The 13,464-nt window shown below is 51.3% G+C and carries 12 protein-coding genes; 7 read left to right on the forward strand and 5 right to left on the reverse strand.

Annotated features, from left to right (window positions below; translation table 11 throughout):
- Positions 1-2 precede the first annotated feature (2 nt).
- Positions 3-2,768, reverse strand: a complete 2,766-nt coding sequence (locus ACTZWV_RS12380) for a TonB-dependent receptor (protein WP_444786840.1) — start codon at positions 2,766-2,768, stop codon at positions 3-5.
- A 202-nt stretch (positions 2,769-2,970) separates the two neighbouring features.
- Here ACTZWV_RS12380 and ACTZWV_RS12385 point away from each other — a divergent pair, with 202 nt between their 5' ends.
- The 5 genes from ACTZWV_RS12385 to ACTZWV_RS12405 all read left to right on the forward strand — a co-directional run bounded on the left by ACTZWV_RS12385 (position 2,971) and on the right by ACTZWV_RS12405 (position 7,827).
- Positions 2,971-3,867, forward strand: a complete 897-nt coding sequence (locus tag ACTZWV_RS12385) for a GGDEF domain-containing protein (RefSeq protein WP_444786841.1) — start codon at positions 2,971-2,973, stop codon at positions 3,865-3,867.
- A gap of 5 nt (positions 3,868-3,872) precedes the next feature.
- Positions 3,873-4,898, forward strand: coding sequence for a helix-turn-helix domain-containing protein (locus tag ACTZWV_RS12390; RefSeq protein ID WP_444786842.1), 1,026 nt, complete (start codon positions 3,873-3,875; stop codon positions 4,896-4,898).
- Between the two features lie 27 nt (positions 4,899-4,925).
- On the forward strand, positions 4,926-5,831 hold the full coding sequence (locus ACTZWV_RS12395) for a metallophosphoesterase family protein (RefSeq protein WP_444786843.1): 906 nt from the start codon (positions 4,926-4,928) through the stop codon (positions 5,829-5,831).
- A gap of 107 nt (positions 5,832-5,938) precedes the next feature.
- Positions 5,939-7,351 carry a tetratricopeptide repeat protein gene (locus ACTZWV_RS12400; RefSeq protein WP_444786844.1) on the forward strand — a complete coding sequence of 471 codons (1,413 nt, stop codon included), beginning with the start codon at positions 5,939-5,941 and terminating at the stop codon, positions 7,349-7,351.
- Between the two features lie 17 nt (positions 7,352-7,368).
- Positions 7,369-7,827 carry a hypothetical protein gene (locus ACTZWV_RS12405; protein WP_444786845.1) on the forward strand — a complete coding sequence of 153 codons (459 nt, stop codon included), beginning with the start codon at positions 7,369-7,371 and terminating at the stop codon, positions 7,825-7,827.
- Between the two features lie 34 nt (positions 7,828-7,861).
- Here the strand turns inward: ACTZWV_RS12405 and ACTZWV_RS12410 are convergent, their stop codons facing one another.
- The 3 genes from ACTZWV_RS12410 to ACTZWV_RS12420 form a co-directional block, all read right to left on the reverse strand.
- On the reverse strand, positions 7,862-8,947 hold the full coding sequence (locus ACTZWV_RS12410; protein WP_444786846.1) for an AI-2E family transporter: 1,086 nt from the start codon (positions 8,945-8,947) through the stop codon (positions 7,862-7,864).
- Positions 8,948-8,989: 42 nt separating this feature from the next.
- The gene (locus ACTZWV_RS12415) at positions 8,990-10,228 is read right to left on the reverse strand and encodes a DUF819 family protein (protein ID WP_444786847.1); all 1,239 of its coding nucleotides are present in this window, start codon (positions 10,226-10,228) and stop codon (positions 8,990-8,992) included.
- Between the two features lie 169 nt (positions 10,229-10,397).
- Positions 10,398-10,745: a HopJ type III effector protein gene (locus ACTZWV_RS12420; RefSeq protein WP_444786848.1), complete on the reverse strand. Its 348-nt coding sequence runs from the start codon at positions 10,743-10,745 to the stop codon at positions 10,398-10,400.
- 188 nt (positions 10,746-10,933) lie between these two features.
- Between ACTZWV_RS12420 and ACTZWV_RS12425 the strand changes: the two genes are divergently transcribed.
- Positions 10,934-12,301, forward strand: a complete 1,368-nt coding sequence (locus tag ACTZWV_RS12425) for an AlkA N-terminal domain-containing protein (protein WP_444786849.1) — start codon at positions 10,934-10,936, stop codon at positions 12,299-12,301.
- A 2-nt stretch (positions 12,302-12,303) separates the two neighbouring features.
- On the forward strand, positions 12,304-12,753 hold the full coding sequence (locus tag ACTZWV_RS12430) for a methylated-DNA--[protein]-cysteine S-methyltransferase (protein ID WP_444786850.1): 450 nt from the start codon (positions 12,304-12,306) through the stop codon (positions 12,751-12,753).
- Positions 12,754-12,781: 28 nt separating this feature from the next.
- On the opposite strand, the gene ACTZWV_RS12435 is transcribed toward ACTZWV_RS12430, so the two are convergent.
- The gene (locus ACTZWV_RS12435; RefSeq protein WP_444786851.1) at positions 12,782-13,318 is read right to left on the reverse strand and encodes an outer membrane beta-barrel protein; all 537 of its coding nucleotides are present in this window, start codon (positions 13,316-13,318) and stop codon (positions 12,782-12,784) included.
- Positions 13,319-13,464 lie beyond the last annotated feature (146 nt).

The raw sequence follows: 13,464 nt of genomic DNA on the forward strand, positions 1-13,464 counted from the left end.
GCTTACCAGTTGGTGATCTGCACGCCCAGCACAAAGGTGCGGCCATATTGCTCATACTGGAAGTTATAAGGCTTGCGCCCGGTGTAGGCATAGTAAGGTTCGTCATTCAGATTTATCACGTTAAAGTACAGTTGCATACCACGCCGAATGGTCCACTTACCGGTAAAATCAAGCTGCATATGGTCATCAGAATACACATCATAAGCTGCATCGGTTACATCCCCCACTTCAGCCAGATACTTCGACTTATAATTGGCAGCCATGCGCAGGCTAATCACATCGGTTTCATAACCCAGGCTCAGGTTAGCGGTTTTATCCGACTGGCTGGGCAGCGCCACTTCGCGGCTTAGCAAGGCGCCATCGTCAAACCATTCAATATCTGCAGCAGAATCAGTTAACGTCAGGTTAGCGGATAACAGCAGGTTATCCAGCCAATTACCAAAACCCGACACTTTGTGAACAGCATTCAGTTCCAGGCCATACAAATCGGCCTTGCCACCGTTAATATAGGTTTCGGCTTTGGCAAAGTTGCTATAAGCACCACGGCCGGCTAAATCGGCTTCGTAGATAAAATTATCAATCTGCTTATAGAACAGCATGGCAGACAGCACGCCAAGTTTGTCGGCGTAATGCTCAATACCCAGATCGAAGTTATTCGAGGTCAGGGCTTTTAAGTCCGGGTTACCAAAGGCGGCCTCCAGCTCATCGTCATCCTCCTCCAGAAGAAAGGCCGGCGACAGTTGTTCAAAGTTAGGCCTTACCAAACCGGTGCTGAACGCCGCCCGCACTATACTTTGCTCCGACAGGTTATAGCGCCCTACCACCGCCGGTAACCAATAACCTTCAGAGCTGTTTACGCGGTTGGCACTGAACACTTCGTCAATGGCATCATAGCGGCTACCTGTTGCTTCACGTTTCTCGTGCTCATAACGCACACCGGTAATCAACTGCCAGTTATCACGCTCCCACTGCGCCATAAAGTACGCCGCGCTGATATCTTCATCTACCTGGTAGTCGTTAATTTGTGACTCAACTTCATCAATAAAGTCATCGCGGTTTAAACTACTAACCAGCTGATAAATACTGCCGCTATTGATGGCCGGCCCCATAGTACTGAGGCTATAATCGACATTGCCAGCGGCATAATCGGCCAGGCTTAACGCATTAATGCCCAAATCTTCAAAGTCTTCAAACAGCCAGACATCCTCTTCAGCACTTTTCTCGCGCTGGCTGAATTTGGCACCACCTTTTAGCAGCAAACTGCCGTGGCGCTGAATAATCTCGCGGCTTAGATCAAACTTAATATTGCGTTCGGTTTCTTTGGCGTAAGTATCGCCCATCTCTACTTCTTTCAGCGCATAGCCGTTAGCCACGAAGGCTTCTGCCGGTGCCGTTAAGCGTAAAATATTGCTGCCGCTAAAGCCGACGCCGTCGTCAAACTCTTGCTCAAAATCGGCAGCAGCAATATTAAACGGTGTATCTTCATCTGCCTGGCTGGCACCGGCTTCCAGCAACCATTCCCAGTTAGCGGAAATTTGTTTGGTACCAATCACCACTGCGCTGATGCTTTGGGTTTCCTCACGCTGCTTTAGCGAGCGAATAAGCTCTGCACCGCCACTGTTACCGGCAAACTGCGCATCAGCCAGCTCTACTACCATGCCCTGGCGTGTTTCGCTGTCACTAAAGCGGCTGTACAGGCTGCGCAGGTAATATTCGTTGTTATTACCCGGCCGGTAATCCAAATTCAGCGCCAGGCCAAGCCGCTCGCGGCTGATAACATAATCGCGCAGTTCAAACTCTTCCAGCCCTTCATCAAAATCCCAGCTGCCGCCGGTTTCGACGTTTTCCGAGCCAAACTTACGTTCGGCGTAACTGGCGGCAATAGCAATACCTACACTGTCGGTTTCACCAGCGGCATCAAGTATCTTGCTGAACACACCGGAGACCTTCGGGCTGGTTTTGCTTTGTTGTTCGTTATAACCGGCTTCTGCAGTAAAGGAATAAAAATCGTTGCTGCGATCAAAAGCCGATAAGCTTTTAATTTCAACCGTACCGCCTAAGGAGCCGGCCGGCATATCCGGTGTCAGGGTTTTGTTTACTTCTACTGATTCGAGCAGATCCGATGGGATCACGTCCAGTGCTACTGCGCGACGGCCCGCTTCCGGTGCAGCTAATTGAGTACCGTTATAAGTTACCGCGTTATAATCCGGCGCTAAACCACGCACGCGGACAAAGCGGCCTTCGCCCTGGTCACGCTCTACCGATAAACCCGCCAGCCGTTGCAGCGCTTCGCTGACATTGCTATCAGGAAACTGGCCCATTTCATCGGTGCTGGCCACGGTGACAATACCGCCGGCATTGCGCTGGCGGTTCAGCGCTTTACTTACTGCACCGGATTGCCCTACTACTTCAATATGTTCCACTGCCTCACTGGCTGACAACAGTTTAATATCGCCGAGGCGCTGCTCAGTATCCGCTACCACTAATACTCTGGTCTCCGGTATAGCACCCAGATAATTTACCAACAGGGTGTAAGTGCCGGATGGCAGCTGGCCAAAGTGGAAACGGCCATCTGCTGCGGTAGTGCGGCGCAGCTTCAGCTCCGGGATACTCACTTGTGCACCGCTTAGCAGGTTGCTGCGGTTGTCAGTAATGCGGCCCTGTACATCGGCATCTGCCAATGCAGGGGCGGCTAAGGTGGCGAACGCCAGGCTGACGGCGCAGGCCAGCATGGTACGTGGGTTGTTTTTCAGGTAAGTCAGCTTCATCGGGTGCTCTTCAGTTTACGGCCAATAACTGCTGGCAGTGTGCCGCTGCTGTGTGACAAAACGCCGTTTATTAACACAACGCACTGAGCGCTGATGACCCGGGTCTTAACGGTGCAGCGCAGTGCTGCAACGGCCAGAGCTTGTCATCCAACTGTCATACAGGCAGCGGAAAATTGTGTTTATTTGCGCGGATAATCTGACTATGTGGCGACAACATCGCTATAAACTGCTGTTCAGCTTGCTGTTACTGTTAAGTGGCCTGCTGCTGGCTATTGATACCGGCGGCGCCAAACACAGCAGTGAATTTGACGCTCTGGATATTTTGGGCGAAGGCACCACCTTACTGGTTGCCTGTGGCTGGCTGGGGCTGATTATCAGCAGCCGGCCAACCGGACGGGTAACCGAGTGGCTGTACTATGGCAGCCTGCTGTTGGTGTATTCGTATTTTCTCGACTTGCTGGACGAATTTATCCGCTACCCGGAGCATATCCGGCTGATGAGCTGGCTGGAATCTTTACCGGCGCCGGTGGGCATGCTGATCCTGACCTACGGCCTGATGGGTTGGCACCGCGAACAGCGGGCTATTAACCGTCAACTGCGCGGCCGCGAGCTGTTTTTACGCGATCATCAGCTTATTGATCCGCTCACCCAACTGTACGGTATCGACTATTTGCAAGCCGTGCTGCAACGCGAGATAGAGCTGCATCAAAGTCAACACAAAGCATTGAGTTTACTGGTACTGGACATTGATAACTTTGCCGGCGTTAACCGCCGCTATGGCATGGCGGCCGGCGATGCTTACCTTAGCCAACTAAGTGAATTACTCAGCAGCCAACTGCGGCACAGCGATGTGGTGTGCCGCTACGCCGGTGACCGTTTTATTGCGCTATTACCCAATACCGCCCTGCAACAGGCACAGATTATGGCGCAGCATTTACGCCAACAGCTATCCCAATTAGCGCTGGGTCAAGATGAGCCACAGCTGACACTGGTAGAAATGGCGGTACAACACACTACTGCAAAAAGTGCCTTGCAAGCCGCCGACCAGGCTATGGCGCAGGCGAAAAAAGCCACCACATTGAAGTTGCAGCCAAGCTGATGACTATGCGCCACTTCGGCTATCAGGACAAAATCCTGCTGTTGCAGCATGGCAGTACTGAGCTGCTGGCGCTGGCACAACGGCGCGGTGCACAGCTGCATAAGCTGTTAAGTGGCACCGGCATTTTTGAGCAGGACTTACACAAACCGCATGGCCGGCTGCACCACAGCGACTGGCTGAAACTGCTGCAAAACTGCCAACAACAGCTCAGTAGCCCGGAGCTGCCTTATTTGCTGGGCAGCGCCTTACTGAACAGCCGCTATATTTCGCTGTGCCAAAGCCTGCAATATGCGCAAAACCTGCGCCAGGCACTGGCACAGCTGTACTACTTCCGCCATCAGCTGTTTCCTTGCTTCTACGTGCGGCTGTACCAACAACAGCATTGTATCGTTATTGAGTTTAAGCCGGCGCTGGGGTTAGCTAATCAGCAGGCGTTTATGCTGACAGTCGTCTGTTCACTGCTGTTAGAGTTGATAAAACAACAGCTTGGCACGGTGGCGGGTATCAGTCTGCAGTTGCAACATAGTGCGGCATCACTTCAGTTGCAGCACCAGCGGTATTGGGGAGTGGAGGTCAGCTTTAATCAGAGCGCTGACAGCATCAGTATTCCGCTTCAGCTGTGGCAACAAGGCTTTATCGATGCTGACGTGCAAAAGTTTAGCGCCAGCCGCCGCAGCTGTCGCCAGCTTAACCGCGTGCTGAGCAAACAGCGGGCTTTGCCGGAGAGCATTTGCCGGTTGCAGCGCCTGGCTCTACCGCAACTGCTGAATCAGGATCAGGTTGCCGCCAGCCTGGGGCTAAGCAGTAGCAGCTTAAAGCGCCAGCTTAGCCAACATAACACCAACTTTGCCACCCTGCTTGATGAGGTACGCCGCGATGCGGCCCGGCGCTTATTACAACAAGGCCGGTATTCTAACCGTCAACTGGCGTTAAAGCTGGGTTACTCCGACGAGCATAACTTTCGCCGTGCCTTTAAACGCTGGACTGGCTTAATCCCCAGCAGCTTTAAAGGCCTGTTCAATTTCAACTAACCCCAACATAGCTACCAAGGATCTTCGATGAAACTGATTAACACCCTGTGCCAGGCATTATTACTCAGCACTGTGCTGCTTGCCTGCTCACCGGCTGAAACACCGAAAACCAGCCAGACACCAGCCGCAGCAAGCGAAAATGTGGTACTGCGTTTTGCGGTACTGGGTGACGCCGAGCCTAAACCCGAGCCGCAATTTCCGCATCTGGCCGCAGCAGTAGCCGACGTAAACCAGCTGGCAACACAAACTAAACTGGATTTTGTAGTTGGCGTGGGTGATATTGCCCACAAGGGCACGTTGGTGCAGTACGACAATGCCACACCGGTGCTGCAACAGTTAACGCTGCCGTTTTATCCGATTATGGGCAATGAAGAGCACGGCAGCAGCGTTGAGCGCTTTATGCAGTACGCCAACAGCTGGAATGCCGGAAAAATCACGCTGGACTCACCCAGCTATGTGCTGGAATTTGACACTGTAGCGCTGGTATTTGCCTCGCCCGATCACGGCCGTGATTTTAACGATGACGGCATAGCCTGGATGCTAAACCAGCTAAAACAGCTGCAACCCAAGCCTGTGCTGTTAATCGTGCACGGCGCTCAAACCGGCGTATATCCGGAAAATGCCGATAAAGGCATTCAGCACCCCGGCTTTGCCGACGTGATTGCCCAACCCAACCTGGCCGCCGTTATCTCCGGTGATTTACATATGGATATGCACCGCGTTGAGCATTCAAAACAACTTGGCAAAGTGCATTACCTGCATATCCCGGCGCTGGAACGCACTAAAATTCCGGATGAAACACAGCACACTGCCATGTTTCGCGTATTTAGCCTCAACAACAACGGTGTAATGCAGGTAGACACCTACCAAACCGGCAACGCTACCCCGCTGGCACAGCATAGCTATAGTTTTAACATCAGCCGCCAGCCATAACTGTCCATACCTGCAGCAGGGCTTGCTTGTAACATAGTTTGCAGCTATGTTACGCAGCTTTATTAAAGCTGCCGTTTGTGTGAGCCCTGCTTATATCCAAGGATGTTATGAAGTTACTCCCTGCCTCTGCTAAAACACTTTCTGTTGTAACTATATTGCTCACCCTGCTACTGAGCGGCGCAGCAAAAGCGGAACTATCAGCGTTGGAGCAGCTGTTTGAACAACAGCAATATGACACTTTCTTGCAACAAGCACAGCTGCAGGCCAGCGAAAACAATGCTGAAGCATTATTCTTACTGGGTAAAGCTTACGATCTCGGCCGCGGCGTTACAGCAAACCCCGGCACTGCCAGTCAATACTATCAGCAGGCCAGAGCTTTAGGCTCTGCCCGCGCCAGCCACAACCTTGGCAATATGGCACTACATAACGGCAGAAAAGCGGAAGCAATCAGCTTGCTTGAAGAAGCCCTGGCTGGTGGCCTTAAACTACCCACTTTATACAACCTGGGGCTGGCGCACAGCCCGGCAGACCCTACGTCCATATTTAATCTGGCGCCCACCATAGAGGCCGCGCAGCTGGCTGGCAGTTACTTTGGCCAGGCCTATGAATTGGAAACAGATAGTTTATTTCTGGATAAAGCATCACGCGAATACTTACGTGCCTATTTAATAGCTTTACAAACTTACGGCAGCGAAAGAGAACAGTTCGACATGGCGCAGTTACGCCAGCAAGCTGTGCAATGGCTGGAACGCGGTATGGCGGCGGATCAGGGCACAGCCTGGACAAACTACGGCGCCCTGCTGCTGAACGAAAAAGACTATAACGGCGCTAAAGCAGCCTTTTTACAAGGTGCACAGCGCAATATTGCGGTAGCAAACTACCATCTGGCCACTATGGCAGACAAAGGCCTGGGCGGGCAAGTCGATAAAAAGCAAGCGCTGGCATATTATGAAGAAGCGGCTTTAGCCGGGATGGAACAAGCCAAAGTTCCGGCTTACCGGTTGCTTAAAGATCAGCTTAAGTACGAAGACGACATATTAGTGCTGGAGCAGGGTATTGCCCGTTTTGAAGCGCTAAAACAGCAGGAAAAATATCCCCCTGTTTCATTGGATGTCGCCATTCGCCGGCTGGCATGGGGCAAGTTTTTGGCACAACAACGGCAGCAGAAAATAGCCCTGCCCGCCTCAAGTGAAGCACAATTAGCCCTGGAGGCCTGTGGTTTAGATCTTGGCCAACAACATGGTGCGAAATACAACCTGGGTATAAACTCGCGCTGGCGTTTGGCTGCCTACCTGACGCTGGCAGACAGAACCCCTTTACCGTTCGAAGGCAGAGTTGACGCGCAAGGCTGCGCCCGTTTTACCATCGCAATCACAGAGCAGTTGCAGAGCTTGTTACAACAAGGCGCGGTATTTGGTTTGCGCTTTCCTAACTATACCTTACCGCTGGCACTAAGCCGGCAAGGCAATATGCTGCAGCTATCGCTGTTGCCTGTAGGCACGCCATTACCGGCGAATTAAAACCTGCAGGAGCGATGATGAGCGAACATGAAATTATTATTCTGCTGCGGGACCCGCAGCTGCTGCCAAACGCGGATATCATCGCCGCCACTAAACAGTTTATCGCCGGGCTGTTTCCGGCGGCGGAATATATAGATGTTACTTGTACAGATGAGGCGCATTATTACGACTGCGGCGGTAACTTTGAGCATATTCATTGCCCGGCCTGCCAAACAGAGCTTAGCGTGGCGCAATGGCAATCAATGATGGAAGCAGACTACAATGCTGAGCATAACAGCTTCGCCATGCAACAGCTGGCCTTGCCGTGCTGTGGCAAGTTCTGCAATTTAAATCAGCTGCAGTACTCTTTTGAGCAGGGCTTTGGCCGTTTTGCCATCATTATGAACAACAGTGTTGGTATTGTTGATGCGGCCATGCAGGCAGCAATAGAGGGATTTTTAGGCAATCAGCCGGTAAAAATTATCTACCGGCATTAGTGGATTCCACCTGATAAGCGGGCTTTAATCCTGTTTAGCTTCTGTCCTGCTTTTCCAGAAAGTCTTTAAACTCAATGGTGTAGAGCTTGATCAACACATGGGTCAGCGCAAATATAATAGGGCCGTAGATCAAGCCAATAACGCCAAATAACTGCAAACCACCAATAAGTGACAGGAAAAGCACCAGGGTGCTCATATTGGACGTACCCTGCATCAGAATGGGCCGTAAAAAGTTGTCAATGGAACCAACCAGTATCGCGCCCCACAAGGTTAAAAATAATGCCCAAGGCCAGTCACCCGTGAGTAATAAATATAAACTGGCAGGAACCCAGATTAACGCGGCGCCGACCAACGGAATTAATGACGCAAACACCATCATTGTGCCCCAGAACAACCCCGGCATACCGACAATTGCCATACCAATGCCACCCGCAGCCCCCTGAGCTAACGCGGTCAAAAAAGTGCCCAGTACTGCGGAGCGCGCAACTGTGTTGGCTTCAGTTAGCAATTTTTCTTCCTGCGAGCGGGCCAGTGGTAATATCCAGAACACGCTTTCAATAATTTTTTTATGGTCGCGCAGCAAAAAGAAAAGCACAAATAACATCAGGAAAAAACTGATAACTATTCCGGTTACGTCCCCAACAACTTTAGTGCTTATATCAAGCAGTTCTTTACTAAAGCCTGAGGCAAACCCGGTCAATCTATCAATAATGTCTCTGGTACTGAAATCACCAACCGGTAGGAAGTCGTTTAGTCTTTCGATGCCATTTTTAATAAACGGCTGCTGCAACAGTGTTTCAGCCCCGCCCTCTTCAACCCATTGGTAACTTTGTTTAGCAAACGTAATACTTTGCTGGACTATTGCCATTAACACTACAGTAGCCGGCACCAGGATCACCACCACCAGCAAGGAACAGGTTATGCTCGATGCCAGGTTAGGTTTATCAGGAAATTTACGCACAATTTTCTGATGCACCGGAAAACACAGTAACGACAGTACGAATGCCAATACTACCGGGCCAATAAAGGGTGCTATCAGCAGATAACTGGCATAAAACGCCAGTAATAAGAAGATAATCAACACCCAATGACCAGGCTCGATTTTAACTTGGTTACTCACAGGTAAAACTCCCTTTTCTGCTTACTGCACGGCTATTTTATGTTACGGCGCAACCTGCTGCATAATCAGGCCGCAAATATAAGCACCATAAGTACCAAGGCCATACCCAAGCACTGCCAGTAATACACCAACAGGGGCTAAGGATGGATGAAACGCTGCCGCGACCACCGGTGCTGAAGCTGCACCACCGACATTAGCCTGGCTACCCACCGCCATATAAAACATCGGCGCTTTTATCAACCGGGCAACAACCAACAACAATACCGCGTGCACCAACATCCAGATTATACCGACTAAAAACATCAGCTTATTACTGAGAATAGCCGTAACATCCATATGCATACCTATGGTGGCCACCAATATGTACAAAAACGCCGAGCCCACCTTAGATGCGCCTACTGCCTCAAGTTTACGTACCCTGGTAGTAGACAAATAAAGCCCCACGGTAGTGGCAATAACCACCAACCAAAAGAAGCTGCTGGTTAAACTGTAATATTTAAGCTGTGGCGCTACCTGCTCAATCCACGGCGCAATAATATCTGCCAGCGCGTGTGATAAACCGGTGACGCCAAAGGCTACCGCGATAATAAACATCAGGTCGTTCAGCTTGGGAATACGGGCATTCTCTGCTTCGTACTGCTCAATTTTACGCCGCAGGTTTACTATGCCGCTGGTATCAGCGCCGTTTTTACGGTCGAAGAACTCTGCGCGGCTGGCAATAAACAGTAATACTGCCATCCAGACATTGGCTACCAGTACGTCAACCGTAATCATGACAGAAAAAATATTGCCATCAACACCAAACACTTCCTTCATCGCCGCCTGATTCGCGCCCCCGCCAATCCAACTGCCGGCAATGGTTGTCATACCGCGCCAGACATCACCACCCAGTTCCTGTGGAAAAAAGTAGCCAACACTCATCAGTGCAATGGGCCCGCCAATAATAATACCCAGAGTACCGGTTAAAAACATAATCAGCGCTTTGGGGCCAAGGCCAAGTATCGCTTTAAAATCTACGCTAAGAGTTAACAACACTAAGCTGGCCGGTAATAAATACCGCGACGCCATCTTATACAGTGATGAGCCTTCACCGTCGATAATACCGAAGCTGTTAAACAGCGACGGAATGAAGTAACACAGCAACAGCGCCGGGACAAACTTGTAGAAGGCTTTACAGTAGCGGTTGTCGCTATGGCTGGTATAAAACACCGCGCCTAAAATAACCGCCATTAAGCCCAACACCACCGCATCGTTGGTGATAAGCACACTGGATTCTTGCATACGGGACCCTGAAAAATGAGTGACTGGTTGTCGTTTTACTGACAACACTTTTTTGCGCCAACATAGCACAGCCCCCGGGGTTAACAAAGCGTCGACCGTTGTTTTACTACTTAGCTGCGATAATCTGCTGCGTTCTGTTTATCTGTCCCACACTCACTGACCTGGCTTGTTATATTGCGGCTTTGGCAGTCAATGCCGGCGTATCAAAGGCGACACCATCCCAGCCATTGCGGATAAAATTGCGGATATTCTGATGATCAGTACCTTTGGGGGTATCAAGCACAGCACGGTAATAATCGCCGAATAAATGTAAAGTTTGTGGCGCTGACAATTGATGCAGCAGGCCAAAGGCCAGGATTTTACAGGAACCGTTATTTTCACCGGCGCTGTTGTATAAATCACCGTTTTTAAAGGCTACCGGCGTAAACAGATACAAACTGTCAATTAAGTTGATGCTTTGTTCAAAGCTGATGGTATCCGGCTCAGTACTTAACTGAATAAAAAAACGTTCTAACATATGAACTCCTGTTCTGCGACTGCCTCGCTGGCAAAGTGTTATAGCCCAGATACTAAGCGTTGATACCGCGCTTAGCAAGATGCAGCCTGCCAGCGGCAGATAAATTTATTATTCAGTACCGGATCCGGCCGGCTTTTGCCCGCGCTGTTGATATACTGCCGTCATATCCTGTTGTCAGCGGAACCACTATGCTTAACAACTCTATTTGCCAACAAGCCCGGCTGGCACGGGATGCCCGCTTTGACGGCTTGTTTTTTACCGCCGTCAAAAGCACCGGCATTTATTGCCGGTCGGTTTGCCCGGCCAGAGCCCCGGCAGAGCATCAGGTAAGTTACTATTTCAGCGCGGCGGCGGCCGTTGCCGCCGGTTACCGCCCCTGCCTGCGCTGCCGGCCGGACAGTGCACCGGGCTCTGCGGCCTGGCAAGGCAGCCAAACCACCTTACAGCGGGCATTACGGCTGATTGATGAAGGCGGATTACAACAGCAGAGTCAGGCCGCTCTGGCGACACGGCTGGGTATCAGTGAGCGCTATTTGCGTAAATTATTTCAGCAACAACTGGGCTTAGCGCCCAAGCAATATGCGTTAACCCAACAGGTATTGTTTGCAAAAAAATTGCTGCACGAAACCGCCCTGCCGGTCAGTGATATTGCGTTTCAGGCCGGTTTTAACAGCGTACGCCGCTTTAACGATGCCTTTAAACAGCAACTGCAGTTAAGTCCTACGGCTATTCGCCGGCACAACAAGGCAGCAAACGACTGCATTGAATTGGAGCTGAGCTACCGCCCGCCGCTGGCATGGCAGCGCATGCTGCAATTTTGGCAGGCGCGTACCCTGGATGGCATAGACTGGGCAGACGCACCGCAGTACGGTCGCACCTTTAATTACCACGGCCAGCCCGGTTGGTTTGACGTGGCCCCCTGGCGTGATAGCAGTTTAAAATTGCGCCTGCATTGGCAAGGCAAACAAGGCTTGTTTAATCTGGTACAACATATTCGCCGCCTGTTGGATTTAGATGCCAATATGCTGCAAATTGAACAACAGCTGTCAGACAGCCCGTTGTTTGCCGGCGGTATTATCAGCGGCCTGCGCATTCCCGGGCTATGGGACAGCTGGGAAGCCGGAGTACGGGCGGTACTGGGCCAGCAAGTCAGTGTCGCCGGGGCCAGAACCCAGTTAAACCGCTTAGTGCAGGCGCTGGGCGAACCACTGGGTACAGATAAAAAACTGTTTCCCACGCCGCAAGCGGTACTGGCAAGCGACTTACAGATGATTAAAGTGCCAAATGCCAGACGCGATACGTTAAAAGCGCTGGCAGAGTTGGTTATTGCGCAGCCGGAAGCTGAGCCGCAGCAATGGTTGGCGTTAAAAGGCATCGGCCCCTGGACCGTTAACTATGCCAGATTGCGCGGTTTATCTGACAGCGATATTTGGCTTGGCGGCGATCTGGGCGTACAAAAAGCGCTGGCCAAAACCGGTCGTGACACCGATAACAGCAGCCTGGCGCCCTGGCGCAGCTACGCCACTTTTCAGTTATGGTTTAGTTTAGGAGACTGACTATGTATATGCAGTTTATCAACAGCCCGCTGGGGCCGGTAAAAATAACCGCTTCAGACAGCGGCATTACCGCCATCAGTTTTGTCAGCACAGCACAGCCATCGCAGCCCTCGGCGCTGACCGACAGCGCCGCCGCCCAGCTTAGCGCTTATTTTGCCGGCCGCCTGAGCCGCTTTGATCTGCCGCTGGCAGCGCAAGGCACCGCCTTTCAGCAGCAAGTATGGCGCACGCTGTGCACTGTGCCCTTTGGTACAACCTGCAGTTATGCCGACATTGCCCGCAGCATCAGTAATGTGAAGGCCGTGCGCGCCGTCGGTGCAGCCAATGGCCGTAACCCTATTGCGATAGTGGTGCCCTGCCACCGCGTTATCGGCGCTAACGGTACCCTAACCGGCTATGCCGGCGGTTTGGATAAAAAAGCCTGGTTGCTGAAACACGAACAGCGCCCTTAGGCGCTGTTCTTTTTACCACTAAGTCTGCTTAGAACTGGTACGACACACCAAAGCGGAACTCGTTTTTAGTGTCGCCACTGTTCAGGGCAATATTGCTACGGATAGCCCAGTCCGGGCTCAGATAAAACGCAATACCACCGGCTAAGCTGCCGTGATCATCACCAATAGAGTGGTAAGTTGCTTCAGAGTACAGCTCTACCTGCGGCGTTAACGGATGGCGTAAACCCACACCACCGTAACCACCGGTATCATCGGCATCGCCTGAGGCATGCTCAATACCGGCCAGGATATAAGTTTGCGTAATGGGTGAAAAATCCAACTTAAAACCAGTAAGATAGTTTACCCCGGCCTGAACAAAGTTCACATCAAAAGGGCCGCTGGATAGGCGGGAGAAAGTACCATCTATAACCCAACTGCGATCTAAACGATAAGAACCTTCAACATAAGGGCCATCGCCACCGGCATCGGTATAGCCGGCACCGACATAGTCCCAGTTAATATTAGCCTGTGCACCACTTGCAAATGCTGCCGCGATAACTGCGGCTAAAACCAGTGATTTTTTCATTATTATGACTCCGTTGTTGCTCTGGGGTAGTTGTTACTTCAACTGACTATGCTTAAACACAGCCAGCTTAACCTGTGCGTCTTAACGCCGCCTGAACTGGCAAGAGCAGAAAATGTTCTATTTTTTAGAACAATTTCACGCGAATA

The sequence above is a fragment of the Rheinheimera sp. NSM genome, assembly GCF_052380015.1.
Lineage (GTDB): Bacteria > Pseudomonadota > Gammaproteobacteria > Enterobacterales > Alteromonadaceae > Alishewanella.

What these genes read in the sequence shown, in the direction of transcription:
- ACTZWV_RS12380 (WP_444786840.1), bottom strand. Translation starts at nt 2,768, where the DNA reads ATGAAGCTGACTTACCTGAAAAACAACCCACGTACCATGCTGGCCTGC.
- ACTZWV_RS12385 (WP_444786841.1), top strand. Translation starts at nt 2,971, where the DNA reads ATGTGGCGACAACATCGCTATAAACTGCTGTTCAGCTTGCTGTTACTG.
- ACTZWV_RS12390 (WP_444786842.1), top strand. Translation starts at nt 3,873, where the DNA reads ATGCGCCACTTCGGCTATCAGGACAAAATCCTGCTGTTGCAGCATGGC.
- ACTZWV_RS12395 (WP_444786843.1), top strand. Translation starts at nt 4,926, where the DNA reads ATGAAACTGATTAACACCCTGTGCCAGGCATTATTACTCAGCACTGTG.
- ACTZWV_RS12400 (WP_444786844.1), top strand. Translation starts at nt 5,939, where the DNA reads ATGAAGTTACTCCCTGCCTCTGCTAAAACACTTTCTGTTGTAACTATA.
- ACTZWV_RS12405 (WP_444786845.1), top strand. Translation starts at nt 7,369, where the DNA reads ATGAGCGAACATGAAATTATTATTCTGCTGCGGGACCCGCAGCTGCTG.
- ACTZWV_RS12415 (WP_444786847.1), bottom strand. Translation starts at nt 10,228, where the DNA reads ATGCAAGAATCCAGTGTGCTTATCACCAACGATGCGGTGGTGTTGGGC.
- ACTZWV_RS12420 (WP_444786848.1), bottom strand. Translation starts at nt 10,745, where the DNA reads ATGTTAGAACGTTTTTTTATTCAGTTAAGTACTGAGCCGGATACCATC.
- ACTZWV_RS12425 (WP_444786849.1), top strand. Translation starts at nt 10,934, where the DNA reads ATGCTTAACAACTCTATTTGCCAACAAGCCCGGCTGGCACGGGATGCC.
- ACTZWV_RS12430 (WP_444786850.1), top strand. Translation starts at nt 12,304, where the DNA reads ATGTATATGCAGTTTATCAACAGCCCGCTGGGGCCGGTAAAAATAACC.
- ACTZWV_RS12435 (WP_444786851.1), bottom strand. Translation starts at nt 13,318, where the DNA reads ATGAAAAAATCACTGGTTTTAGCCGCAGTTATCGCGGCAGCATTTGCA.